The sequence below is a fragment of the Rhizobium sp. PK7-22 genome (genome assembly GCF_056530405.1).
This window is the reverse complement of record NZ_CP096514.1, coordinates 1,458,101-1,480,446: the sequence shown is the minus strand read 5'-3', so window position 1 is coordinate 1,480,446 and position 22,346 is coordinate 1,458,101. Positions and strand designations below refer to the sequence as shown.

The window sequence follows — 22,346 nt, the reverse complement described above, 5'->3', positions numbered from 1 at the left end:
TGGCGGCGAGCGCGCGAGGAAACATCCAAGCGCCAAAAACCCGGACCTTCCCGCGGCTGTTCAAGCTGCCGGGAGGGCCGGGCCGATAATTCGAATGATCCGGGCCACCGAAGAATACGTCATTGTGCCGCGTTCTTTAGGGGGTTTTCGCCGCAAAGAAAAGAGGCTCGCGGCAGGTGAGCGGGTCGTCTCTATTCGCTCTCTGCGGCCGCGACGGCGCGCAGGGCGTCGTTGATGCGATCCTGCCAGCCGGCGCCGTCCTTCTGGAAATGTTCCAGCACGGCGCTGTCCAGCTTGATCGAGACGAGTTCCTTGACCTCCGGCAGCGCGCGGCGCTCCTGCGCCGGAGCTGCCGGCTTCTTGGCCGGCTTGAACAGGGCCTCCGCGGCTTCCATCGGATTTACGGGGCGGCGCGGTGGGCTGGCCATGGGTGTATCTTTCCTGCTGGTGTCGACGTTTCAACTGCGGGGACTAGGCGCCATAACGATGGGAGCGTCAAGGCATAGCGGCGCTTACGGACCGGCTGCAGCGTCTCCGTCAGAAGGCGATCTTCGCGTCCAGTTCGCCGAGCGGCCGGACGCCGGAGAGAAGCGCCCTCGCCTCCTCCTCGTCGCGCTTCATCTGTTCGACCAGCGGATCGAGGCCATCGAACTTCAGCTCGTCGCGCAGATGGCCGAAGAAGGACACCGAACAGGTCTGGCCGTAGAGGTCGCCGGAGAAGTCGAAGACATAGGTTTCCAGAAGCGGCGCGCCGTTCTCCGTCACCGTCGGGCGGCGGCCGTAGCTCGCAACCCCGTCGCGGATCGTGCCGTCCTCCGTGCGCAGGCGCACCGCGTAGATGCCGGCCTTCAGCTCCGTTTCCGGCGGCAGCGCCATGTTGGCGGTCGGATAGCCGAGCGTGCGACCCAGCTTCTCGCCGCCGATGATCTGCGCTTCCACCGTGTAGCGATAGCCGAGGAGGCCGGCGGCGGTCGTGACGTCGCCTTCTGCCAGCAGTGACCGGATGCGGCTCGAGGAGATGACGTCGAAGTTCTCGTCACGGAAGGCGTCGACGAGGCTGACCGTGAAGCCGTGGCGCTCGCCCGCCGCCATCAGGTAGGCGGGGCCGCCCTCGCGGCCCTTTCCGAAGTGGAAGTCGAAGCCGGTGACGACGGCATCCGCATGCAGCCAGTCGACCAGCACCGACTGCACGAACTCCTCCGCCGAGCGGTTGGAGAACTCCCGGTCGAAGGGATATTCGATGACGCAGCCAAAGCCGATCGCCTCCAGGAGACGGGCCTTCAGCGGTGCCGGCGTCAGCCGGGAGACAGGCCTTTCCGGCTGGAAGACGGTACGCGGATGCGGCTCGAAGGTCAGCACCAGCGCGGGAACCTTGCGGCTCTCGGCAAGCGCCAGCGCCCGTTCGAGCACGCTGCGGTGGCCGCGGTGGACGCCGTCGAAGTTGCCGATGGCGACGACGCCGCCCTTCAGCGTCTCGGGCAGCGGCTCCCGGTTCTCGTTGCGGTGAAACACGGTCATGGCAGGATCCTAGGCGAGCCGCGGCATCCACCAACCGGGAGCCGCCCCTTCGCTCTTCAGCCAGGCGTTCATGATCGCCTCGTCGATCTGGCCGTTGACCGTGTACTCGTGCACGTGAATGCCGGCGCTGATGTAGAGGAGATCGAGGCCTTGGGAGATGGCGCCGCGCACGTCCGTCGGCATGCCATCGCCGATGGCGATGACGCGGTCCCTGACAAAATCGCCGCGGGCTTCCTTCGCCGCTTCCAGCGCCGCCTCGTAGATCGGCCGGTGCGGCTTCCCGGCGATGCGGGTGGCGCCGCCGAGCTGCTCGTAATAGGCGGCGACGGCCCCGGCGCAGGGAATGATGCGATGGCCGCGCTCGACAACGAGGTCGGGATTGGCGCAGATGAAGGGCACGTCGCGCGCCTGAAACGCCGACAGCATGTCGTGGTAATCTTCCGGGACTTCCTTTTCGTCATCGAAGAAGCCCGTGCAGACGATGGCATCCGCCTCATCCTGGCCGACCACCTCGACGTCGAGACCGTCGAAGAGCGGCGTGTCGCGCTCGGGACCGAGGAGGAAAATCTTCTTCGGGCCCTCGGCGATCAGGTGCCGCGTGACGTCGCCGGAGGTGACGATGCGGTCATAGGCCTCGTCCGGCACGCCGAGAATGCGCAGCTGGTCGATGACGCCGGGAGAAGGCCGCGGGGAGTTGGTGATCAGCACCACCGTCACGCCTGCCTTTCGCGCATCCGCGAGCGCCGTGCAGGCACCGGAAAAGGCGTCGATGCCATTGTGGAGCACGCCCCAGACATCGGACAGGACAACATCGTAGCTGCCGGTGATTTCGCTGAGATTGCTGATGCGCTTGGCCATGCGTGCTTCCGAACTCATATCTGGGACAGGCGCTGACATGGCAAAGCTTACCCGCGATGGCAAGGAAATTCCCCGTAGGGAGGCTGCCGCCTCCCCCTCGGCCAGCTCGCGGATCGAGGGGATTTCGGAAGACCGTTCTTGACTCCGGCTCCGGTCGAGCCTATCTCAGCGCCGTTGGCACTCACCTACTGAGAGTGCTAGCACCCTACACGGGTCCTTAGATCCGTCCATGTCATTTGATCGAGGGATTAGACAATGGCAAGCACCAATTTCCGCCCGCTTCACGACCGCGTCGTCGTTCGTCGCGTTGAGTCCGAAGCCAAGACCAAGGGTGGCATCATCATTCCGGACACCGCCAAGGAAAAGCCGCAGGAAGGCGAAATCGTCGCTGTCGGCACCGGCGTCCGTGACGACAAGGGCAACATCGTTGCTCTGGACGTCAAGGCAGGCGACCGCGTTCTGTTCGGCAAGTGGTCCGGCACGGAAGTCAAGCTCGACGGCGAAGACCTTCTCATCATGAAGGAAGCCGACATCATGGGCATCATCGGCTGATCAGCCGTTCTGTCCGTATCTATCGCTGACACCCCTATCCAGGAGCTCCTAAAATGGCAGCTAAAGAAATCAAGTTCGGCCGCACTGCGCGCGAAAAAATGCTGCGCGGCGTCGACATCCTCGCTGATGCAGTGAAGGTCACGCTCGGCCCCAAGGGTCGTAACGTCATCATCGACAAGTCCTTCGGCGCACCGCGCATCACGAAGGACGGTGTATCGGTCGCCAAGGAAATCGAACTCGAAGACAAGTTCGAAAACATGGGCGCCCAGATGGTCCGCGAAGTTGCTTCGAAGACCAACGACATCGCCGGCGACGGCACCACGACGGCAACCGTTCTGGCCCAGGCGATCGTTCGCGAAGGCAACAAGGCCGTTGCTGCCGGCATGAACCCGATGGACCTGAAGCGCGGCATCGATCTGGCCGTTTCGGAAGTCGTGAAGGATCTCCAGGCCAAGGCCAAGAAGATCTCCACCTCGGAAGAAGTTGCCCAGGTCGGCACGATTTCGGCCAACGGCGACGCACAGGTCGGTCGTGACATTGCCGAAGCCATGCAGAAGGTCGGCAACGAAGGCGTCATCACCGTCGAAGAAGCCAAGACTGCCGAGACCGAACTCGAAGTCGTCGAAGGCATGCAGTTCGACCGCGGCTACCTGTCGCCATACTTCGTCACCAACCCCGAGAAGATGGTTGCTGACCTCGACGACCCTTACATCCTGCTGCACGAAAAGAAGCTTTCGAACCTGCAGGCCATGCTGCCTGTGCTCGAAGCCGTCGTTCAGTCGGGCAAGCCGCTCCTCATCATCGCTGAAGACGTGGAAGGCGAAGCTCTTGCAACGCTCGTCGTCAACAAGCTGCGCGGCGGCCTGAAGATTGCTGCCGTCAAGGCGCCTGGCTTCGGCGATCGCCGCAAGGCCATGCTGGAAGACATCGCCATCCTGACCGGCGGCACTGTCATCTCCGAAGACCTCGGCATCAAGCTCGAGAATGTCACGCTCGACATGCTCGGCCGTTCGAAGAAGGTCTCGATCACCAAGGAAAACACCACGATCGTCGACGGCTCCGGCCAGAAGACCGACATCGAAGGCCGTGTTGCCCAGATCAAGGCCCAGATCGAAGAGACCTCCTCCGATTACGACCGCGAGAAGCTGCAGGAACGTCTTGCCAAGCTCGCTGGCGGCGTTGCCGTGATCCGCGTTGGCGGCTCGACGGAAATCGAAGTCAAGGAACGCAAGGACCGCATCGACGACGCACTGAACGCGACGCGCGCTGCCGTTCAGGAAGGCATCGTGCCCGGCGGTGGTACCGCTCTCCTGCGCTCCTCGACGAAGATCACCGTCAAGGGTGCAAACGACGACCAGGAAGCCGGCATCAACATCGTCCGCAAGGCGCTGCAGTCGCTGGTTCGCCAGATCGCTGAGAACGCTGGTGACGAAGCTTCGATCGTCGTCGGCAAGATCCTCGAGAGCGACACCGACAACTACGGCTACAACGCCCAGACGTCGGAATATGGCGACATGATCGCCATGGGTATCGTCGATCCGGTCAAGGTTGTCCGCACGGCTCTGCAGAATGCAGCTTCGGTTGCTTCGCTGCTGATCACGACGGAAGCCATGATCGCCGAACTGCCGAAGAAGGATTCGGCTGGCGGCGGCATGCCTGGCGGCATGGGCGGCATGGGCGGCATGGACATGATGTAAGACCTTCGGGTCTTAGATCTGAGCCATCCGGTTCAGGATTAAGGAAAGGGCGGCCTTCGGGCCGCCCTTTTTCGTTTCGAATACGGTGTCGCGCGGAGACTTTTGCAGAGGTTGTTCAGCTTTAGAAGACGATCTGTCGCCGATTGTTCATCTTTCGAGAAACCTCGAAACGGGGCACATAGGTCTCCAGAAATTCAGCGATCACGCCAACACAATTTCCGGAGACCTCCCATGCACAACACGACCACCAACAACCTTCTGCTTCTAGCAGGCCGCGTGCTTCTCTCGGCCATGTTCATCCTGTCCGGCTATTCCAAGCTGGTCGACCCGGCCGGTACCGCCGGCATGATCGCCGGCGCCGGGCTGCCTGCAGCAACTGCGCTTGCCTATCTGGCCGGCCTCTTCGAACTCGTTGCCGGGCTTGCCGTGATCGTCGGCTTCCAGACCCGGATCGCCGCGCTCCTGCTCGCCGCCTTCACGGTCTTCACCGGCCTCGTCTTCCACTCCGGCGCCATCGCCGTGCCTGACTTCCCGGAAGCCGCCAACAACCTGCTGACGGTCTTCAACGGCCTGATGATGATGAAGAACCTGACGATTGCCGGTGGCTTCCTGGCGCTTGCCGCCGTCGGAGCCGGCGCATACTCGCTCGACGCACGCCGCAGCGGTACTGCCGCCCTCGCCGCATAATCTCGACCACGTCCCTCCCAGGACGGGGCGCTGGACCAGCCGGTCCGGCGCCCTTTTTCTTTGCTAGCTGCTGCGCTGTGCCAGCCAGACGGTGGCGCCGCCGCAGTCGGGATCCTGCGTCACCTGGGAGACCACCCGGAAGCCGTTTTCGGTCAGCAGCGCCAGATATTCCTCGTGGTCGAGGCTCGCATGATAGAGCGGCTCGCCGCCGAACTCGCCCATGGCCACACCGGAGAAATGCCCGGCGGTGAACATCAGCGGCGCACCGAGCGTCGTGAGATAGGCGAAGACGGGGAACATCGCTCGCTGGTCGGCCGGGTTCAGGTGGAAGAAGCTGTGCCAGGCGATGATGCCGTCGAAGGTGCGCCCCGGCGGCAGCTTGCGCATGTCGCGCACGATCCACTGCTCCTGCGGAAAACGCTGCCGGCAGAGGCCGATCAGGCTCTCGGAGCTATCGACGCCGGTGAGGCGAAACCCGCGCCGGATCAGGTCGGCCGCGATCGGCTCGCCGGAGCCGCACCCGAGATCGAGGACGGTGCCTTGGGCCGGAACGAGAGAGGCGAAGCGGTCGATCCAAGGTTTTTCGAACAGGTTCTTGCCGCGCAGTTCGTCGAAGGCCAGCGCGTGCCGCTCGTAGAGACCGATGATGTTGTCGTCCTCAGCCATCTGCGCGCTCCAAGGCTGCCTGAACTGAGGAGACGATCTGCGCCACCCGCGGATCGGCGTCATGCGCCGGCTTGCGGGCGCGCACGAGGCAGGCTTCGCTCTTCAGGATCACGCCGTCGCCCAGGACCTTCAGGTGGTTGGCCTTGAGGGTGGAGCCGGTGGAGGTGATGTCGACGATGATATCGGCCTGACCGGCGGCGGGCGCGCCCTCGGTCGCACCAAGGCTTTCCACGATGCGGTAGAGCTGGATGCCGTGCTGACGCGAGAAAAACTGCTGCGTCAGGCGCCAGTATTTGGTGGCAATCGCCAGGCGCCGCCCGTGGCGGGCGCGAAAATCCGTGGCGACATCGCCAAGATCCGCCATGGTCTCGACGTCGAGCCAGATCTCCGGGACGGCGACCACGACATCGGCCTGGCCGAAGCCGAGGCGGGCGCAGAACTCCACCTTGTCATCGACGCCGGGCATGCCTTCGCGCACCAGATCCTCGCCGGTGACGCCGAAATCGACGGCGCCGCTCGCCAGTTCCCGGGCAATCTCGGAGGCCGAGAGATAGGCAATCTCGATGCCCTCGATGCCCTCGACGCGGCCGCGGTAGGAGCGGTCATTGCCGATGCTGGCGATGCTGAGGCCGGCGCGCTCGAAGATCTCGACGGTGCCGTCCTTGATGCGGCCCTTGGAGGGCAGTGCGATGGTGATGGTCATTTGAGGGCCCTCGCGGTCTCGATGCGGTCGAGCCAGAGCGCGAAGCCGACCGCCGGGATGCGGTCCTTGGCGCCGAGCAAAGTCAGCAGCCGGTCGAAGCGGCCGCCACCGGCCAGCACGGCGGAGGCGCCCTTCTCCGTCACCTCGAAGACGAGGCCCGTGTAGTAATCGAGCGGACGGCCGAAGGCGGCGCGGTAGGTCATGGCCGAGAGATCGAGCCCGGCATTGGCGAGCGCTGCCAGACGGGCATCGAATTGGGCAAGCGCCGGTCCGAGCTTCAGGCCGGCGGCATCGGCGAAGCCCGCAAGTGCTGCGGAGGCTTCCGACAGCGGCAGGCTCAGCGTCAGGAATTCGCGCAGCAGCAGCAGGGCAGAGCCGTCGAGCCGCGTCTGCGCCAGCGTCAGCTTCTCCTGAAGGCGGCGGGCGATCTCGAGCGGCGAGCGGCTGGCATTGGTCGAATAGCCGGTCTCTTCCATGGTGCGATCGATCTGCGCCACGAGTTCGGCCTCGTTGCCGGAGGCGAGCAGTGCGGCGATCTCCGGATCGAGACCCGTGACCGGCTGCGGACGGGCGAGCCGTTCCAGCAAGGCTTCCAGGTGCCCCATGTCGCCGAAGGCGTGGATCAGCCGCTTCTGCCAGCCGAGCGGCAGGCCGAGCGCCTTCACCACGGCTTCAAAGACCGCCTGGTCGCCGAGCGTCAGGGTCAGCGGCCGGCCCGGCAGCAGGCGCGACAGGATGCCGACCGCGTCACCGATCAGGCGCGCATCGGCGCTGGCGATATCGGTTTCGCCCAGATCCTCGATGCCGGCCTGGTAGAATTCATGCGAGCCCTCACGGCGCTGGCGAAACACTTCGCCGAGATAGGAATAGCGCTTCGGCGTGCCCGTCGCCGTCTCGATGTGGCGCAGGCAGACGGGGATGGTGAACTCCGGGCGCAGGCAGAGGCTTTCTCCCGTCTCGCTCTCGGTCAGAAAGATCCGGCGCCGCAGATCCTCGCCGGCCATGTCTAGGAAGGGCTCGGCCGGCTGGATCACCGGCGTGTTGACCCGCACCGTGCGGCGGCGGGCGAATTCGTCGAGAAGGTCGGGGGCGAAGTCGGGCATGTCGGTCAGGGGCATGGGGTGGCTCCTGGATTGACGCCGGCGGCAGCGCCAGAACGCCCCCCTCTGCCCTGCCGGGCATCTCCCCCACGAGGGGGGAGATCGGCCAGAGGCGATGGCGTGGCGAAAGACGGAAAGGTGTTGCTGGTCGGAGGACGCAGTGATGCGGCCCCGCAAGCGCGGCGAGACATCGGGGTCGAGCGAGACACGACATCCGATCTCCCCCCTTGTGGGGGAGATGCCCGGCAGGGCAGAGGGGGGTGGGCCACATACATCAGATCAAATGCCCTTCGCCCGCCGCCGATCCTCCGCCTGCGCTGCGAGAATCTCTTGCACCTTGGCAACCAGATCGGCCTCCGCGACCGTCTCCTGGGCGACGCGGGCCTCGCGCCATTCGGCGTTGTCGGTGATCTCGCCGGAGAGGCGCTTGCCCTCGATCAGGTCCTTGATCTGGACGACGCCCTGCTCGCGCTCGTTGCCGCCCTGGATGATGGCGATCGAGCAGCCGCGACGGTCGGCATATTTCAGCTGGTCGCCGATCTTCTTCTTGGCGCTGCCCTGATACATTTCGGCGCGGATGCCGGCGTCGCGCAGCGCCTGGGTCAGCCGCTGGTAGCCTCCCAAGGAGTCGACGTCGGCATCCATGACTGTGACCAGAACCGGTGCCAGAACCGCGTCCTGGCCGAGCTTGCCGAGGTTCTTCAGCGCCGTCATCAGGCGCGAGACGCCGATGGAGAAGCCGGTGGCCGGCACCGGCTGGCCCATGAAGCGCGAGACAAGGCCGTCGTAACGGCCACCACCGCCGACGGAGCCGAAGACGACCTTTTCGCCCTTTTCGTTGGTGACGTCGAAGGTGAGCTCGGCTTCGTAGACGGGGCCGGTGTAGTATTCGAGGCCGCGAACGACTGTTCCATCAATACGTATTCTGTCGGCGCCGTAACCGGCCGCGCGAACCAACACTTCTAATGTTTCAATACTAGCCAGCCCCTCTGCGAAAGTTTCGTTGATTTCGAAGCGTGCCTTAATTGCACGCAAGTTGTTCATAAATGCGGAGTCGGTACTGTGCTGAAGTTTAAAATTGAAGGGAGGCACCCCTTCATCCCCATGAAATTGGACCTTCTGAACATACGCCATTTTATCCATTTCGCTGCCATGAAGCAGACTCATTACAGCCATGAGCTGCTCGTCTTTCAGGCCTGCCCCCTGGGTGAAATCGCCGCTGTTGTCTTTTCTTCCCGCTCCAAGAAGTTCCTCGACACCCTCCAAGCCCAACCGATCTAGCTTGTCGATGGCGCGTAGAACGGTCAGCCTTCGCGCCGCGTTCTTTTCCGAAGCTAGTCCAATTGTATCCAGGAGGCCGTCCCAAATCCTGCGATCACTGAAGCGGATCACATAGTCGCCGCGCTTGATGCCGAGCGCTTCCATCGTATCGGCCATCATCATGCACATTTCGGCATCCGCCTGGACGCCCGGGGCGCCGACCGTGTCGGCGTCGAACTGCATGAACTGGCGGAAGCGGCCGGGGCCGGGCTTTTCGTTGCGGAAGACATAGCCGGCGCGGTAGGTGCGAAACGGCAGCTGGATCTCGTTGAAATTCTCCGCCACATGGCGGGCGAGCGGCGCCGTCAGATCGTAGCGCAGCGACATCCACTGGTCGTCGTCGTCCTGCAGCGAGAAGACGCCCTCGTTCGGACGGTCGGCGTCGGGCAGGAACTTGCCGAGCGCATCGGTGTATTCGAAGAGCGGCGTCTCGACCGGGTCGAAACCGTAGCGCTCGTAGACCTCGCGGATCTTCTCCACCATCTCGTTGGTGGCATGGATATCGGCGGCCGAGCGATCGACGAAGCCGCGCGGCAGGCGGGCCTTCAGTTTCTGTTGTTTCTGCTTCTTGTCGCTCATGATCGGGATTCCGTTTTCCGACGGCCGCAGAGGCCGGATTTGTGAGCGGTTTCTTAGAGGATGCGGGCCGGAGCGGCAAGGGCGCAGCCGCTGGCGAACCGCCCGGGCCGATGGTATATATGCGGCCTTGGAAAGGATCCTGGCCATGAACAAGCGTGTCACGATCGAAATGCCGGATGAGATGCTGAAGCTCGTCGAGGAATATGCCGCCGGAGCGGGCGCCGCCCCGGACGCCTATCTGCTCGATGTCATCGAGCAGCATCTGGAAGACCTGCAGGACCTTGCGGTGGCCGAGGAAGCCATGGAACGCCTGCGCAACGGCGAGCGAACCTACACCTGGGACGAGATGGAGCGCGAACTTGGCCTGGGCGATTGAGTTTCAGGCGACGGCGATCAAACAGCTGAAGAAAATGGGGGATGCCGAGTCCGCTCGGGTCCGCGATTTCCTGCACTCGCGCGTGAAGCCTCTGGATGATCCCCGGCAACTTGGCAAGGCCCTTCAGGGAGAACGCTTCAAACACCTCTGGCGGTACCGCGTCGGCGACTATCGCATCATCTGCGACATCCAGAAAAACCGCCTCGTGGTGCTCGTCATAGACGTCGGCCACCGGCGTGAGGTCTACCGCTAGTCCATGATTGCCGAAGCCCTGCAGTATGCCGCGACCTATCCCGTCACGGCCAAAGAATTTCGCCCCTTCATCGGCTCCTCCGTCAGCCTGTGGTCACGCGCCGGGCGGTGTGCCGGCGCATGGTCGGCGCATGAGGAGAATTGCAAGACCTTCATCGGCGAAACGATCATCGGGATGCGGCAGCGGCGCACGGCGGTGGTGCTGGGGTCAGGCCTGCTGCGCGACGTGCCGATCCAGGCGCTCTCGCGCGCCTTCGATACGGTGGTACTGGTCGATCTCGTGCATCTGGCGAGCGTGCGGCTGTGGCTGACGGCGCACCGCCTGCGCAATGTGCGGCTGATCTGCCGAGATCTTTCCGGCTTCGACGAGGCGCGCGCAGGCAAGGTGCCGGAGCCGCTCTCCTTCCTGCGGCAGGTGCCCTATCTCGACCTGGTGATCTCCGCTAACCTTCTGTCGCAGATCGGCGTCGGTGCCGAGCGGCGGCTGGAAAAGCAACCGACGGGATCGTCCGATCTCGTGCCGCGGCTGATCGCGGCGCATCTGGACGGCCTCTCTGCCCTGCCCTGCAGCACGGTCCTGCTCAGCGATGTTTCGTTTACCGTGATCGGGCGCGACGGCGACCCCCGCGAGGCGGCGGACCTGCTGCATGGGGTGGCGGCGCCGCAGCCGCAGGCGCGGTGGACATGGCCCGTCGTGCCGCCGGGCGAAGAGAGCCGGCAGTACAGCGTGGTTCACGATGTCGTGGCGGTCCGGGCGCTGCGATAAGGGCGATTGAACGGCGGCACGAAAAGCCTAGAGTGAGGCCGAACAGCCCGATCGATGCTCATGACCCGCCTTGCCGCCCTCCTAATGTTCCTGTCGTGGCTGCCGCTCTGCGCGATGCCTGCCATGGCGTCTGTGCGGCTGCAGCCGATCGAGCTTGGTCATCACCAGCTCCGCGGCGTCGAACATCGGCCCGCTCATAGTGATCACGCCCTTCCGGACCGGCAGGGTGACGATGGCCATACGGGACAGGGCCATCACGCAGGCAAGGGTTGCCCGGCAGGCTCTTGCCCCGTCTGCCTGACCCTTTTGCCTTTGCCGCCGCAGAGCGGACCGGCAGCTGCCGGCTCGTCCCATCGCTGCGACCATTCCTACAGAAAGATCCTGGCCAACGCGCCGGCGCCGCCCGAGCCTCCGCCCCGAGGCTGACGGCACCACTCGTACACCCGTTGGAAAATCAAATTGGAGACACGACAATGTCTGTCAGGACACGAACCTTCATGCTTGCCCTCGGCCTCTCGATCGCCACGCCGGTGCTGGCCCAGGACGCACACAACCACGGTCATGCCGATACCACGGCTGCAGCCGCCAGCGATCCGGTGGCCCAGGCCTTCGAAGAGGCAAACATGAAGATGCACACGGACATGGCGATTGACTATTCGGGCGATGCCGATGTCGATTTCGTCCGCAGCATGATCCCGCACCACCAGGGCGCGATCGACATGGCCCGCATCCAGCTGATGCATGGCAAGGATCCCGGCATGCGGGCGCTGGCCGAAGAGGTGATCAAGGCGCAGGAAGCCGAGATCGCCGAAATGCGCAAGTGGCTGCAGGATCGCGGCATGTGAAAGAGCTGGCCGGGCATGCACCGCTTGCCCGGCCGCCTTGACGAACCATATCCTCCTCCAAGGAGGCCACCTGATGCGACCGATCACCGCCATCGGCTTCGACGCCGACGACACGCTCTGGCAGAACGAGCAGTTCTATCGCCTGACGGAAGAGCAGTTTGCCGCTCTGCTGGGAGATTATGCCGAGGGCAGCCATGTCTCGGAGCGGCTGCTGGAGGCGGAAAAGCGCAACCTTGCCCACTACGGCTTCGGCATCAAGGGCTTCACGCTGTCGATGATCGAGACGGCCATCGAGATTACCGAGGGCAAGGTGCCGGCCAAGACCATCGCAGACATCCTCGACATCGGCCGCGAGTTGCTGCGCCATCCGGTGGAGACGTTGCCGCATGTGGAAGAGACCCTGCGGGCGCTGAACGGCACCTATCTCCTGGTGCTGATCACCAAGGGCGATCTCTTCGACCAGGAGCGCAAGCTGGCGCAATCGGGCCTGGGGGACCTCTTCGATGCAGTCGAGATCGTCAGCGACAAAAGTGCCACCACCTATCGGCGGATCTTCTCCAAGGTGGCGGACGGACCGGACCGGGCGATGATGGTGGGCAATTCGCTGAAATCGGACATCGTGCCGGCGATCGCCGCCGGCAGCTACGGCGTCTTCATTCCGCATGCGCTGACCTGGGTGATCGAGCACGTCGAGGCACCCACCGAGGCGCCACGGTTCCGGCAGATCGAACACCTCGGCCAGCTGCAAGACGTGCTCGCGGCGATCACGGACGAATGAGCTCTGCCCGCAGACGGTCCACTTCGGGCTGGCAGATACAGCCGGCAAGATGGTCGTTGACGAGGCCCATGGCCTGCATGAAGGCATAGACGGTCGTCGGGCCGACGAAGGTCCAGCCGCGCTTCTTCAGGTCCTTGGACAGTCGGATCGAAGTGGGCGTCGTCGGATTGGCGGAGAGCGTCGGATAATCCATGACCGCCGGTCGCTCGTCTCTCCCAGGCTCGAAGCTCCAGAAGAACCTGGCAAGCGATCCGAACTCGTCGCGCAGGGTGATCGCGCGGCGGGCATTGTTGATGGTGGAGACGATCTTGCCGCGGTGGCGGATGATGCCGGCGTCCGCGACCAGGCGTTCGATATCCTCCTCCCCGAACTCCGCCACCCTCTCGAAATCGAACCGGGCGAAGGCTAAGCGAAAGTTCTCGCGCTTGCGCAGGATCGTCAGCCAGGAAAGGCCGGACTGGAAGCCTTCCAGGCAGATCTTCTCGAAAAGACGGATGTCGTCGGTGACCGGGCGGCCCCATTCCTCGTCGTGATAACGCCGGTAGTCTTCGAGCCCGCCATGCCAGAAGCAGCGTCCCTGGCCGTCGTCGCCGATGATGATGCCGGTCTTTTCCATCTCGTCCCCAATCGTTAACGCGCCGGCTGCGGCGTTCAGGCCTGGTCAACCATCTTCCCAAACCCGCCGGTAACCCTGCCGAAAGGTTTATAGCCGACGGCCAATTTGAATTGCCACCTGTTTACGCTTCTCTCGTTTTCCATAGGCAGCGTGGCTGCAAAGGGGCAATGCCCCTTCGGTGCATGTGTAGCGAGTGGATCCGACGATGAACAAGATGCTTCTGCTGGCCCTCGGGCTTATTCCCCTGTTGTCGACGACGGTGCAGGCAAACGACCGTTATCGGGAACGCCCCCCGGTGATCGTCAGCCCCGACCTGACGGCGCCATGGCTGATGCAGCTCGGCGGCAGCGGTGTGCGGCCCGTGGTCTATCCGAGCCGTCCGGCCGAACCGCGCCCCTTCTTCCGGGAGCGGTCGCGCAGCGATGTTCAGCCGGCGGCGGTGCGGCCCAACCAGGTGGTCCGCCACCAGATCGAACCGCAGTTCCTGCCGCAGACGGTGGCCTATGACAGCAAGCATGCGCCCGGAACGATCATCATCGATACCAACAACCGTTTCCTCTACCTGGTGACCGCCAAGGGACAGGCCCGCCGCTACGGCGTCGGCGTCGGCAAGCCGGGCTTCGAATGGGCCGGCATGCACAGGGTCACCCGCAAGGCGGAATGGCCGCGCTGGACGCCGCCGAGCGAGATGATCGCCCGCGAGGCCGCCAAGGGGCATTACCTGCCTGCCAGCATGGACGGCGGCCCGGCCAATCCGCTTGGCGCGCGTGCCCTCTATCTCGGCTCGACGCTCTACCGCATCCACGGGACGAACGCGCCGTGGAGCATCGGCAGCGCCGTGTCCTCCGGCTGCATCCGCATGCGCAACGAGGATGTCGTCGACCTCTACGAGAGGGTGAATGTCGGCACCAAGGTCATCGTCATGTAAGAAGATGTGGCCGGATCGCCACGATCCGGCCCATTTCTCACGTTGAAGCCTCAATTAGGCGCCTGTCGCCTTGTCGGCCCCGCTTGACCGGGACATCTTCTCCCACATCAACGGTCCATCCGACGGGGTAAAAGATGAAATCGAAAACTCTTCTCATCGCTGTCGCCGCCTTGGCGGTGACAATGACCACGGGGCAGGCACCCGCCCAGACGTCGGCTTCCGCACGACAGCAGACGACGGCAAGCGATGTTGCGCCCTCCGAGCGCAACCGCACGGTGCCGGAAAAATACAAGCGCCGCATGGTCCGTTTCTCCACGAATGAAGCACCCGGCACGATCATCGTCGATACGGACAACAAGTTCCTCTACTACGTTGAAGGACGCAACCGCGCCACGCGATACGGCATTGGCGTCGGCCGCGAGGGTTTTGGCTGGTCGGGCGTGGTAAAGATCGGGCGCAAGGCGGAGTGGCCGACATGGACGCCGCCAGCGGAAATGCGCCGCCGCGAGGCAGCCCGCGGCCACATCCTGCCTGCCGTGCAGAAAGGCGGTCCGGACAATCCCCTCGGCGCCCGCGCCATGTACCTCTACAAGGGCGGCCGCGACACGATCTTCCGGATCCACGGCACCAACCAGCCATGGTCGATCGGCCTTAACCTTTCCTCCGGCTGCATCCGGATGATGAACAAGGATGTGGAGCACCTCTACGCACGGGCGCCCGTCGACACCAAGGTGATCGTCATCGGCCCCGGCAACAAGCATGGCGATGTCGCCTTCCAGGATCGCGGCGTGGATATCTTCCGCACCCTCTTCGGCGGCTGAGAAAGCTGCGGGCCGGTGCGGGCCCGCGTCACATAATCGTGGTACAAGCTGGTTAGCGTGCATCACGGTGGCGTGTGCCTCGGCGAGTCGGAGCATTGATGATGGTTTCGCATGACGTAATCGATAGGGCGCCTGCCCGCAGACGGACGCTTCCCGTGCTGGTCTTGGCTCTGGCTGCAAGCGCCGGGGTCCCTGTGGCAGTCGCCCAGGCCGCAGACTCCACGCCTGTCGAAACAGCTTTCACCGCGCCGGCCAGTACGGCCTATTTCGAACTCTCCGCCTATGGCGGGTACCAGACGTCGCCGCACAGCGATATCGACGTTTCCGACCAGGCAAGCTTCTCCGCCGGTTGGGAGGGGAAGTCGTTCTCCACACCGCCGTACTGGGGTATTCGCGGCACCTACTGGTTCGGAGAGGGCCAACTGTCTGATCTCGGCATCTCGCTCGATTTCAGCCATGCCAAGGTCTATGCCGACGACGAGACGCTGGCGAAATCCGGTTGGTCGCACTTCGAGATGACCGACGGCATCAACCTGCTGACGCTGAACGCGCTCTACCGGTTTCCGATTGAGGGCACCCGGTTCACGCCCTATATCGGCGCCGGCGCCGGCATCAACGTGCCGCATATCGAGGTGACGCGCGCAAGCGGGCGGACATCGGAATACCAGTTCGGCGGCGCGACACTCCAGGCGCAGGCCGGCGTCAAATACGACATCAGCGACCGCTGGGCCGCCTTCGTCGAGTACAAGGGCAACTATTCCTGGGTCGATGTCGATATCGACAGTGGCGCTTCGCTGAACACCGAAGTCATCACCAATGCGGTGAACCTCGGCGTCTCGTTCAAGTTCTGAGATCTGAACAGGTCCCTGCACGCCGGCGTCCGCGCCGGCTTTTTCTATGCCAGCTTCGCCGGCTTCGGGCCGCCATAGGCCCAGTCCAGCAGCTCCACAGTGTGAACGATCGGGATCGCGGTTGCGGTGCCGATCTGGGTCATGCAGCCGATGTTGCCGGTGGCGATCACATCGGCGCGCGTCGCCTCGATGTTCTTCACCTTCCGGGTCTTCAGCTGCGCCGAGATTTCCGTCTGCATGATGTTGTAGGTGCCGGCCGATCCGCAGCAGAGGTGCCCTTCGGCTGGCTCGCGCACCGCAAAGCCCGCCTTCCGCAGCAACACCTTTGGCGCCATGGTGATCTTCTGGCCGTGCTGCATGGAGCAGGCGGAGTGATAGGCAACCGTCAGCGCCCGGGCCTCGAGCTGCGGAAGTTCGAGTGTCGACAGATATTCGGTCACATCCTTGGCCAGCGCCGAGACCTTTGCCGCCTTGTCAGCATAGGCCGGGTCCAGCCGCAGCATGTGGCCGTAGTCCTTGATCGTCGTGCCGCAGCCCGACGCCGTGATGATGATGGCATCGAGGCCGCTCGCCTCGATCTCGCGGATCCAGACATCGATGTTGCTGCGGGCGAAGGCGAGCGCCTGGTCCTCCTTGCCCATGTGGTGGACGAGCGCGCCGCAGCAGCCTTCCCCCTGCGGCACCACCACCTCGACACCCAGCCGGGTGAGAAGGCGGATCGTCGCCTCGTTAATGCCGGGGTCGAGCACCGGCTGGGCGCAGCCGGAGAGAATGGCCACCCTGCCCCGCCGCTCGCCTTCGGGCGCACGGCTGCCGGAGCGGGCAGATGTCGATGGTTTCGGCCTCGCCTGCGGCGCCAGATCCAGCATGGCCGCCAGCGGCTTCAGCGGTGTCACTCTTCTCAGGAGTGGCGCCAGCGGCCGGCCGAGGCGGGCAAGCGCGAGCGCCAGGCGAAAGCGTCCCGGATAAGGCAGGACTGTCGCAAGCACCTGCCGGATCAGGCGGTCCATCAGCGGGCGCCGGTAGGTTTTCTCGATGTGGACCCGGGCATGGTCGACTAGATGCATATAGTCGACGCCGGACGGACAGGTGGTGACGCAGGCAAGGCAGGAGAGGCAGCGGTCGATGTGCGTCACGACTTCGGCGTCTGCGGCCCGGCCGTTCTCCAGCATGTCCTTGATCAGATAGATGCGGCCACGCGGGCTGTCGAGTTCGTTGCCGAGCGTGACATAGGTGGGACAGGTGGCGGTGCAGAAGCCGCAGTGGACGCAGCGGCGCAGGATGGCTTCGGATTCAGCCACATGCGGATCTGCCAGTTGCTCGGCGGTGAAATTGGTCTGCACGTTATACTCCCGCCATCTTGCCGGGGCTGAAGATGCCGGCTGGGTCGAGCTTCTGCTTGATGCGCGCCGAGAGCGCGGCGACGGCATCGGCCTCCGGCTCAAAAGCCGGCGTTGGCGCCCTCGCCTGCGCCGGCGCCCGCAGCAGCGTCGCATGGCCGCCGCCGAGGGCCTTGATGTAGCGTCGCAGCAGATGCGCCTCCGGATCCGCTTCCATGCGCATCCAGACGAGCCCGCCCTGCCAGTCGAAATAGGCGTCTATGCCCGCTTCCAGCCGCAGCGCCGCCACCAGCTGGTGCCCGACGGACGGTGCGACCGAGACGCGCCAGAGCGGCTTCTGCGGGGTGTTGGCATAGGGATGGACGTCGCGGATCTCCTGCCAGAGATGCCGACTGTCTTCGGCGCCGAGCCGGTTGACCTTGCCGAACCCCGCCATGGCGGCGGCCAGCTTTTCGGCGCGCACCGAGACGGAGGCGTTCAATCCTTCGAGGCGCAGCACGGTCGCCTCACCCTCCGGCAGCCGGCCACCGAGGAAGCGGCTGCGGACGCTCTGCGGCAGGTGCGCGGCGCCGGAGACCTCCACAGGCATCGCCATGGCAATGGCCATGGCCTGCGTGGCGACCGCATCCTCAAGGCCGGAAACGACGATGGTTTCCACCGTCTGCGGCACAGGCAGGACCCGGAAGGTGACCTCCGTCAGAAAACCCAGCGTGCCCTGCGATCCGGCCAGCAGCTTGACGAGGTCGAGACCGGTGACGTTCTTCATGACGCGGCCGCCGGCGCGGACGATCTCTCCCTTGCCATTGACGAAGCGGATGCCGAGCAGGCTGTCGCGGGCGGCCCCTGACACGAAGCGACGCGGTCCCGATGCATTGGAAGCAAAGACGGCGCCGATGGTGGGTTCGCCAGTGGTGCCCATGATGCCGCGGTGGTCCATGGGCTCGAAGGGCATCATCTGCCGGTTTGCGGACAAGGCTGCCTCGATCTCCGCCACCGGCGTGCCCGCCTTGACCGTCATCACCATTTCCGCCGGCTCGTAGTCGACGATGCCGGTCAGTCCGGAAGAACTCAGCGTGTCGTGGCAGGCGATGCCATTGCCGAAGCCGCTGCGGGTGCTGCCGCCGACGATCGCTAGTGTCGTGCCTGCTGCTGCCGCGTTGCGGATGACGTATGCCGCGTCTGCCTCGTTATGCGGTGTCAGGGTCATGCGGCCGGTCGCCCCTCGAGCGGAAAGACCTTGGAGGGGTTGAGCAGCCAGTCGGAATCGAAGGCCGCGCGCACCGCCATCTGCTGGTTGAGGTCGGCCTCGGAATACTGGTGGCGCATCAGGTCGCGCTTTTCGATGCCCACCCCGTGCTCGCCGGTCAGACAGCCGCCGGCCTCGACGCAGAGCTTGAGGATCTCATTGCCGGCCTCTTCGGCGCGCGCGGCATCCTCCGGATCATTGGCATTGAAGAGGATCAGCGGGTGCATGTTGCCGTCGCCCGCATGGAAGACATTGGCCACCCGCAGGCCGTAGCGCGCGACGATCTCGGAGGTTTTCTCCAGCACGAAGGAGAGCTTGCCGAGCGGCACGGTGCCGTCCATGCAGATATAGTCGGAGATGCGACCCGTGGCCCCGAAGGCGGACTTGCGGCCTTTCCAGATGAGGGCCGCTTCCGTAGCGCTCTGGCTTTCGCGCACGGTCCTGACGCCATGACGACCAGCGATCGCGACGATCTCCTTCAGCATCGCCTCCATCTCCGCCTCGGAGCCTTCGACCTCGACGATGAGCAGGGCCGCCACGTCCAGCGGATAGCCGGCGTGCGCAAAGGCCTCGCAGATCTCGATCGCCGGCTTGTCCATGAACTCTATGGCGACAGGAATGATGCCGGAGCCGATGATGTCGGCGACGCAAGCGCCGGCAGCATCCGAGCTGTCGAAGCCGAAAAGCACCGGGCGCGCACCTTCAGGCTTGGCGATCAGCCGGACCGTCGCCTCCGTCACAAGACCGAGCTGGCCTTCCGAGCCACAGACGAGGCCGAGCAGATCATAGCCCGCCGCATCCAGATGCTTGCCGCCGAGATCGATGACGGTGCCGTCGACGAGCACCATCCTGACGCCCAGCAGGTTGTTGGTGGTGACGCCATATTTCAGGCAGTGGGCACCACCGGAGTTCATGCCGATATTGCCGCCGATGGTGCAGGCGAGCTGCGAGCTCGGATCGGGCGCGTAGAAGAAGCCTTCGGGGCTGACGGCATCGGATATGCTGAGATTGGTAACGCCGGCCTGCACGGTGGCGGTGCGGTTGGCCGGGTCCACCCCGAGGATGCGGGTCATCTTCGACAGGCCGACCACCACCGCGTCCTCCTGCGGGATCGCGCCGCCCGAGAGCGAGGTCCCCGCCCCGCGCGCCACCACCGGAATGCCGTAGCGGTTGCAGTATTTCATGACGGCCGCCACCTGCTCCGTCGTCTTCGGCAGGACGACAGCCAGCGGCAAGCGGCGGTAGGACACGAAGGCATCCGTCTCGAAGGGCACCAGTTCGCGCGCTTCATGCACCACGCATTCGTGCGGCAGCAGATCCACCAGATCCGCAATGATGGCGGATCGACGCGCGATCACATTCGAGCGAGGCTCCAGAAACTTTATGGCTTCGGACACGGTTCTTCCTCCCGGACCACTGTGCCGCCGCCGCCTACCGACGATGACAGACCGGATTACCATGGCTGGCGCTGCAAGGCCAATACTTCGAACCGAGCTTGCCACCGCGAAACTCTACGCGGCGCTTGGGAATCGGGATTTTTTCGAGCCCTCAATCCTGAAAAATGCAAGGATTGGAACTATATTTGAGGCAACAAATAAATGATTCGCCGGCCTGACCGGCTGAGACAGTGAACGCGTGTACATGTAGAAGGAAGACGTTGGAAAAGGACTCGACCATCTTGAACCTGGTGTCTCGCCTCAAGAGCGATATTGGCCTGATGCTGCGGAGACCGCCAAAGCAGCAGTATGCAGCACTCTGCTATCGGATGAAGAAGAAGCAGGGCGGACTTGAGGTTCTCTTGCTGACCAGCCGCGACACCGGTCGATGGGTGATTCCAAAGGGCTGGCCGATGCCGGCCAAGAAGGCACACGCCGTTGCCGAGCGCGAGGCCTTTGAAGAAGCCGGGGTCAAGGGCAAGGTCGATAAAGAACCCCTGGGCTACTACCACTACAACAAATCTCTGCGGAGCGGGTTGAAGATCCTCGTGCGCGTGCAGGTGCACCCGCTGGACGTTCAGGAGATGGTCAAGAACTTTCCGGAAAAAGGCAGCCGTAAGCTGGAATGGGTCTCGCCCGAAGAAGCGGCCAATCGCGTCAACGAACCGGAACTCAAGGCGCTCTTCTCGGTTTTCGCCTCGAGACCACCTGAAATGATGGCAAGACCAGGCACCGCGGGCTAATCGCGCCCTGTCACAAAACTGTCATATTGCTTTCTGTCGGCGATGTCAGTAGGCGGACATGACCGTCTTCCTCGCATCCGCGAAGATTGGCGTCGACACGCGGGTCGTTGGAACGGCCGTCACTTCGGCCTGGACAAAAGGATCCATAATGGCACAGCAGCCGCCACGCCTCGTCAAGCAAACGCTCGACAAGGACCTGGACAAGATAACCTCTGTCGAGGCCGCCACCCATAACGTCTCCCGTGGCCTTGCCGGGCCTGGGATCGCGCTGATCTTCCTTATCGCTGCCGCGACCTTTGCCGCTGTCTATGTCATCGGCAAGCCCGGCGCCGTCATCGTCGTCGCGGCTGCAGCCGTAGGCGCCTACATGGCGATGAACATCGGCGCCAACGATGTCACCAACAACGTTGGACCAGCCGTGGGCTCGAAGGCGATGTCCATGGGGCTTGCGCTGGCCGTAGCGGCCGTGTTCGAAACAGCCGGAGCATTGATTGCCGGCGGCGACGTTGTCGAGACGGTCTCCAAGGGCATCGTCAATCCTGCTCTGTTCGGCTCCACGGACATGTTCATCTGGGCGATGATGGCAGCCCTTCTCTCGTCCGCACTTTGGGTTAACCTCGCAACCTGGGTCGGCGCCCCGGTATCCACCACGCATGCGGTCGTCGGTGGCGTGCTCGGAGCCGGCATCACGGCGGCCGGAGCGGCGGCCGTCGACTGGCCGCAGATGCTCGGCATCGCGGCAAGCTGGGTAATCTCACCTATCATGGGCGGCGTCATCGCTGCCCTCTTCCTCGCCTTCATCAAGGAATTCATCATCTACCGCGATGACAAGATCGCATCGGCTCGAACGTGGGTACCGGTTCTGATCGGCATCATGACCGGTGCTTTCGCAGCCTATCTTGCACTGAAGGGCCTGCGCCAGGTCTTCCACGTCTCGCTTGGCACGGCCTCTGCGATCGGCCTCAGCGGGGGGCTCCTCGCCTGGGGCCTGAGCATCCCGCTCGTCCGGCGACAGTCCGAGGGACTGGAAAATCGCAACCAGTCCCTGCGCAAGCTATTCAAGATGCCACTGATCTTTTCAGCTGCGCTCCTCTCCTTCGCCCATGGCGCAAATGATGTGGCGAATGCCATCGGTCCCTTGGCCGCGATTGTATCGGTGGCACAGGGCGGCAGCGTCACAAATGCGGTGACGATTCCGATCTGGGTCATGGTCATCGGCGCCGTCGGGATTTCCGTGGGCCTTCTCCTGTTCGGCCCCCGGCTTATCAAGCTTGTCGGTGAACAGATTACCAAGCTCAACCCGATGCGCGCGTTCTGCGTCTCGCTGTCCGCTGCGCTGACGGTGATCGTCGCCTCTTGGATGGGCCTGCCGGTCAGTTCTACCCACATTGCGGTTGGCGCGGTCTTCGGCGTCGGCTTTTTCCGCGAATGGTACACCCGCAATTCGAAGCGCCGAATGGAGTACATGCAGATGAAGGCCGGTCGGTGGGAGATCGAGCCGCGCCCGGAACGTAACGCCGAGGAACTGCGCCGTCGCCGATTGGTGCGCCGCTCGCATTTCATGACCATCGTTGCGGCCTGGGTAATCACGGTGCCAGCCGCCGGCGCACTTGCGGCGCTGCTCTATTGGGTTATGTCTCTGCTCTTCCTTTGATGGCGTGGGACATC

Annotated in this window: 24 protein-coding genes; 13 read left to right on the top strand and 11 right to left on the bottom strand. The window is 64.0% G+C overall.

Annotated features, from left to right (window positions below; translation table 11 throughout):
- Nucleotides 1-191: 191 nt before the first annotated feature.
- From M1E10_RS11840 to M1E10_RS11830, 3 genes are all read right to left on the bottom strand, one after another.
- Entirely contained in the window at nucleotides 192-428 is a 237-nt protein-coding gene (locus M1E10_RS11840) for a BrnA antitoxin family protein (RefSeq protein ID WP_499176581.1), read from the bottom strand.
- 109 nt (nucleotides 429-537) lie between these two features.
- The gene (locus tag M1E10_RS11835; protein ID WP_499176580.1) at nucleotides 538-1,518 is read right to left on the bottom strand and encodes a bifunctional riboflavin kinase/FMN adenylyltransferase; all 981 of its coding nucleotides are present in this window, start codon (nucleotides 1,516-1,518) and stop codon (nucleotides 538-540) included.
- A gap of 9 nt (nucleotides 1,519-1,527) precedes the next feature.
- Nucleotides 1,528-2,376, bottom strand: coding sequence for an HAD family hydrolase (locus M1E10_RS11830; protein ID WP_499176578.1), 849 nt, complete (start codon nucleotides 2,374-2,376; stop codon nucleotides 1,528-1,530).
- A 255-nt stretch (nucleotides 2,377-2,631) separates the two neighbouring features.
- Here M1E10_RS11830 and groES point away from each other — a divergent pair, with 255 nt between their 5' ends.
- From groES to M1E10_RS11815, 3 genes are all read left to right on the top strand, one after another.
- Entirely contained in the window at nucleotides 2,632-2,928 is a 297-nt protein-coding gene (gene groES, locus M1E10_RS11825) for a co-chaperone GroES (protein WP_029617219.1), read from the top strand.
- A 53-nt stretch (nucleotides 2,929-2,981) separates the two neighbouring features.
- Nucleotides 2,982-4,625, top strand: coding sequence for a chaperonin GroEL (groL, locus tag M1E10_RS11820; RefSeq protein WP_499176577.1), 1,644 nt, complete (start codon nucleotides 2,982-2,984; stop codon nucleotides 4,623-4,625).
- Between the two features lie 231 nt (nucleotides 4,626-4,856).
- Nucleotides 4,857-5,312, top strand: a complete 456-nt coding sequence (locus M1E10_RS11815; RefSeq protein ID WP_499176575.1) for a DoxX family protein — start codon at nucleotides 4,857-4,859, stop codon at nucleotides 5,310-5,312.
- A gap of 63 nt (nucleotides 5,313-5,375) precedes the next feature.
- Here M1E10_RS11815 and M1E10_RS11810 read toward each other — a convergent pair whose 3' ends face one another.
- The 4 genes from M1E10_RS11810 to hisS all read right to left on the bottom strand — a co-directional run bounded on the left by M1E10_RS11810 (nucleotide 5,376) and on the right by hisS (nucleotide 9,680).
- Entirely contained in the window at nucleotides 5,376-5,978 is a 603-nt protein-coding gene (locus M1E10_RS11810; RefSeq protein WP_499176573.1) for a class I SAM-dependent DNA methyltransferase, read from the bottom strand.
- Complete coding sequence (gene hisG, locus M1E10_RS11805) at nucleotides 5,971-6,681, bottom strand: ATP phosphoribosyltransferase (RefSeq protein ID WP_499176571.1); 711 nt, start codon at nucleotides 6,679-6,681, stop codon at nucleotides 5,971-5,973. The genes M1E10_RS11810 and hisG overlap by 8 nt, the downstream gene beginning before the upstream one ends.
- Nucleotides 6,678-7,799 (bottom strand): ATP phosphoribosyltransferase regulatory subunit, encoded by a 1,122-nt coding sequence (locus M1E10_RS11800; protein WP_499176569.1) that lies wholly within the window; start codon nucleotides 7,797-7,799, stop codon nucleotides 6,678-6,680. Before M1E10_RS11800 ends, hisG begins: the two co-directional genes overlap by 4 nt.
- Before the next feature lie 261 nt (nucleotides 7,800-8,060).
- On the bottom strand, nucleotides 8,061-9,680 hold the full coding sequence (gene hisS, locus M1E10_RS11795; RefSeq protein WP_499176567.1) for a histidine--tRNA ligase: 1,620 nt from the start codon (nucleotides 9,678-9,680) through the stop codon (nucleotides 8,061-8,063).
- A gap of 145 nt (nucleotides 9,681-9,825) precedes the next feature.
- On the opposite strand from hisS, the gene relB reads away from it, so the two are divergent.
- The 5 genes from relB (at nucleotide 9,826) to M1E10_RS11770 (ending at nucleotide 12,697) form a co-directional block, all read left to right on the top strand.
- On the top strand, nucleotides 9,826-10,056 hold the full coding sequence (gene relB, locus M1E10_RS11790) for a type II toxin-antitoxin system RelB family antitoxin (protein WP_499176565.1): 231 nt from the start codon (nucleotides 9,826-9,828) through the stop codon (nucleotides 10,054-10,056).
- On the top strand, nucleotides 10,040-10,309 hold the full coding sequence (locus tag M1E10_RS11785) for a type II toxin-antitoxin system RelE family toxin (RefSeq protein ID WP_499176563.1): 270 nt from the start codon (nucleotides 10,040-10,042) through the stop codon (nucleotides 10,307-10,309). Before relB ends, M1E10_RS11785 begins: the two co-directional genes overlap by 17 nt.
- Nucleotides 10,310-10,312: 3 nt before the next feature.
- A complete protein-coding gene (locus tag M1E10_RS11780) occupies nucleotides 10,313-11,074 on the top strand; it encodes a hypothetical protein (protein ID WP_499176561.1) in 762 nt (253 codons plus the stop codon).
- A 473-nt stretch (nucleotides 11,075-11,547) separates the two neighbouring features.
- Nucleotides 11,548-11,919: a DUF305 domain-containing protein gene (gene copM, locus M1E10_RS11775; RefSeq protein WP_499176559.1), complete on the top strand. Its 372-nt coding sequence runs from the start codon at nucleotides 11,548-11,550 to the stop codon at nucleotides 11,917-11,919.
- A gap of 73 nt (nucleotides 11,920-11,992) precedes the next feature.
- Nucleotides 11,993-12,697 (top strand): HAD family hydrolase, encoded by a 705-nt coding sequence (locus tag M1E10_RS11770; protein ID WP_499176558.1) that lies wholly within the window; start codon nucleotides 11,993-11,995, stop codon nucleotides 12,695-12,697.
- On the opposite strand, the gene M1E10_RS11765 is transcribed toward M1E10_RS11770, so the two are convergent.
- Nucleotides 12,684-13,313, bottom strand: a complete 630-nt coding sequence (locus tag M1E10_RS11765) for a DNA-3-methyladenine glycosylase I (protein ID WP_499176556.1) — start codon at nucleotides 13,311-13,313, stop codon at nucleotides 12,684-12,686. The two genes, M1E10_RS11770 and M1E10_RS11765, sit on opposite strands and share 14 nt — an antisense overlap.
- A gap of 205 nt (nucleotides 13,314-13,518) precedes the next feature.
- Between M1E10_RS11765 and M1E10_RS11760 the strand changes: the two genes are divergently transcribed.
- The 3 genes from M1E10_RS11760 (at nucleotide 13,519) to M1E10_RS11750 (ending at nucleotide 15,913) form a co-directional block, all read left to right on the top strand.
- On the top strand, nucleotides 13,519-14,241 hold the full coding sequence (locus M1E10_RS11760) for a L,D-transpeptidase (protein ID WP_499176554.1): 723 nt from the start codon (nucleotides 13,519-13,521) through the stop codon (nucleotides 14,239-14,241).
- A 134-nt stretch (nucleotides 14,242-14,375) separates the two neighbouring features.
- The gene (locus M1E10_RS11755; protein WP_499176552.1) at nucleotides 14,376-15,062 is read left to right on the top strand and encodes a L,D-transpeptidase; all 687 of its coding nucleotides are present in this window, start codon (nucleotides 14,376-14,378) and stop codon (nucleotides 15,060-15,062) included.
- Nucleotides 15,063-15,220: 158 nt separating this feature from the next.
- Nucleotides 15,221-15,913: an outer membrane protein gene (locus M1E10_RS11750; RefSeq protein ID WP_499177159.1), complete on the top strand. Its 693-nt coding sequence runs from the start codon at nucleotides 15,221-15,223 to the stop codon at nucleotides 15,911-15,913.
- A gap of 44 nt (nucleotides 15,914-15,957) precedes the next feature.
- Here the strand turns inward: M1E10_RS11750 and glcF are convergent, their stop codons facing one another.
- From glcF to M1E10_RS11735, 3 genes are read right to left on the bottom strand one after another with little or no spacing between them, the layout of a single operon-like run.
- Nucleotides 15,958-17,256 carry a (Fe-S)-binding protein gene (glcF, locus tag M1E10_RS11745; RefSeq protein ID WP_499176550.1) on the bottom strand — a complete coding sequence of 433 codons (1,299 nt, stop codon included), beginning with the start codon at nucleotides 17,254-17,256 and terminating at the stop codon, nucleotides 15,958-15,960.
- A 1-nt stretch (nucleotide 17,257) separates the two neighbouring features.
- Nucleotides 17,258-18,460: a glycolate oxidase subunit GlcE family protein gene (locus M1E10_RS11740; protein WP_499176548.1), complete on the bottom strand. Its 1,203-nt coding sequence runs from the start codon at nucleotides 18,458-18,460 to the stop codon at nucleotides 17,258-17,260.
- On the bottom strand, nucleotides 18,457-19,896 hold the full coding sequence (locus M1E10_RS11735; protein WP_499176546.1) for an FAD-binding oxidoreductase: 1,440 nt from the start codon (nucleotides 19,894-19,896) through the stop codon (nucleotides 18,457-18,459). Before M1E10_RS11735 ends, M1E10_RS11740 begins: the two co-directional genes overlap by 4 nt.
- Nucleotides 19,897-20,216: 320 nt before the next feature.
- Between M1E10_RS11735 and M1E10_RS11730 the strand changes: the two genes are divergently transcribed.
- Complete coding sequence (locus M1E10_RS11730; protein ID WP_499177158.1) at nucleotides 20,217-20,678, top strand: NUDIX hydrolase; 462 nt, start codon at nucleotides 20,217-20,219, stop codon at nucleotides 20,676-20,678.
- 148 nt (nucleotides 20,679-20,826) lie between these two features.
- Entirely contained in the window at nucleotides 20,827-22,332 is a 1,506-nt protein-coding gene (locus tag M1E10_RS11725; RefSeq protein ID WP_499176544.1) for an inorganic phosphate transporter, read from the top strand.
- Nucleotides 22,333-22,346 lie beyond the last annotated feature (14 nt).

What these genes read in the sequence shown, in the direction of transcription:
- M1E10_RS11840 (WP_499176581.1), bottom strand. Translation starts at nt 428, where the DNA reads ATGGCCAGCCCACCGCGCCGCCCCGTAAATCCGATGGAAGCCGCGGAG.
- M1E10_RS11835 (WP_499176580.1), bottom strand. Translation starts at nt 1,518, where the DNA reads ATGACCGTGTTTCACCGCAACGAGAACCGGGAGCCGCTGCCCGAGACG.
- M1E10_RS11830 (WP_499176578.1), bottom strand. Translation starts at nt 2,376, where the DNA reads ATGGCCAAGCGCATCAGCAATCTCAGCGAAATCACCGGCAGCTACGAT.
- groES (WP_029617219.1), top strand. Translation starts at nt 2,632, where the DNA reads ATGGCAAGCACCAATTTCCGCCCGCTTCACGACCGCGTCGTCGTTCGT.
- groL (WP_499176577.1), top strand. Translation starts at nt 2,982, where the DNA reads ATGGCAGCTAAAGAAATCAAGTTCGGCCGCACTGCGCGCGAAAAAATG.
- M1E10_RS11815 (WP_499176575.1), top strand. Translation starts at nt 4,857, where the DNA reads ATGCACAACACGACCACCAACAACCTTCTGCTTCTAGCAGGCCGCGTG.
- M1E10_RS11810 (WP_499176573.1), bottom strand. Translation starts at nt 5,978, where the DNA reads ATGGCTGAGGACGACAACATCATCGGTCTCTACGAGCGGCACGCGCTG.
- hisG (WP_499176571.1), bottom strand. Translation starts at nt 6,681, where the DNA reads ATGACCATCACCATCGCACTGCCCTCCAAGGGCCGCATCAAGGACGGC.
- M1E10_RS11800 (WP_499176569.1), bottom strand. Translation starts at nt 7,799, where the DNA reads ATGCCCCTGACCGACATGCCCGACTTCGCCCCCGACCTTCTCGACGAA.
- hisS (WP_499176567.1), bottom strand. Translation starts at nt 9,680, where the DNA reads ATGAGCGACAAGAAGCAGAAACAACAGAAACTGAAGGCCCGCCTGCCG.
- relB (WP_499176565.1), top strand. Translation starts at nt 9,826, where the DNA reads ATGAACAAGCGTGTCACGATCGAAATGCCGGATGAGATGCTGAAGCTC.
- M1E10_RS11780 (WP_499176561.1), top strand. Translation starts at nt 10,313, where the DNA reads ATGATTGCCGAAGCCCTGCAGTATGCCGCGACCTATCCCGTCACGGCC.
- copM (WP_499176559.1), top strand. Translation starts at nt 11,548, where the DNA reads ATGTCTGTCAGGACACGAACCTTCATGCTTGCCCTCGGCCTCTCGATC.
- M1E10_RS11770 (WP_499176558.1), top strand. Translation starts at nt 11,993, where the DNA reads ATGCGACCGATCACCGCCATCGGCTTCGACGCCGACGACACGCTCTGG.
- M1E10_RS11765 (WP_499176556.1), bottom strand. Translation starts at nt 13,313, where the DNA reads ATGGAAAAGACCGGCATCATCATCGGCGACGACGGCCAGGGACGCTGC.
- M1E10_RS11760 (WP_499176554.1), top strand. Translation starts at nt 13,519, where the DNA reads ATGAACAAGATGCTTCTGCTGGCCCTCGGGCTTATTCCCCTGTTGTCG.
- M1E10_RS11755 (WP_499176552.1), top strand. Translation starts at nt 14,376, where the DNA reads ATGAAATCGAAAACTCTTCTCATCGCTGTCGCCGCCTTGGCGGTGACA.
- M1E10_RS11740 (WP_499176548.1), bottom strand. Translation starts at nt 18,460, where the DNA reads ATGACCCTGACACCGCATAACGAGGCAGACGCGGCATACGTCATCCGC.
- M1E10_RS11730 (WP_499177158.1), top strand. Translation starts at nt 20,217, where the DNA reads ATGCTGCGGAGACCGCCAAAGCAGCAGTATGCAGCACTCTGCTATCGG.
- M1E10_RS11725 (WP_499176544.1), top strand. Translation starts at nt 20,827, where the DNA reads ATGGCACAGCAGCCGCCACGCCTCGTCAAGCAAACGCTCGACAAGGAC.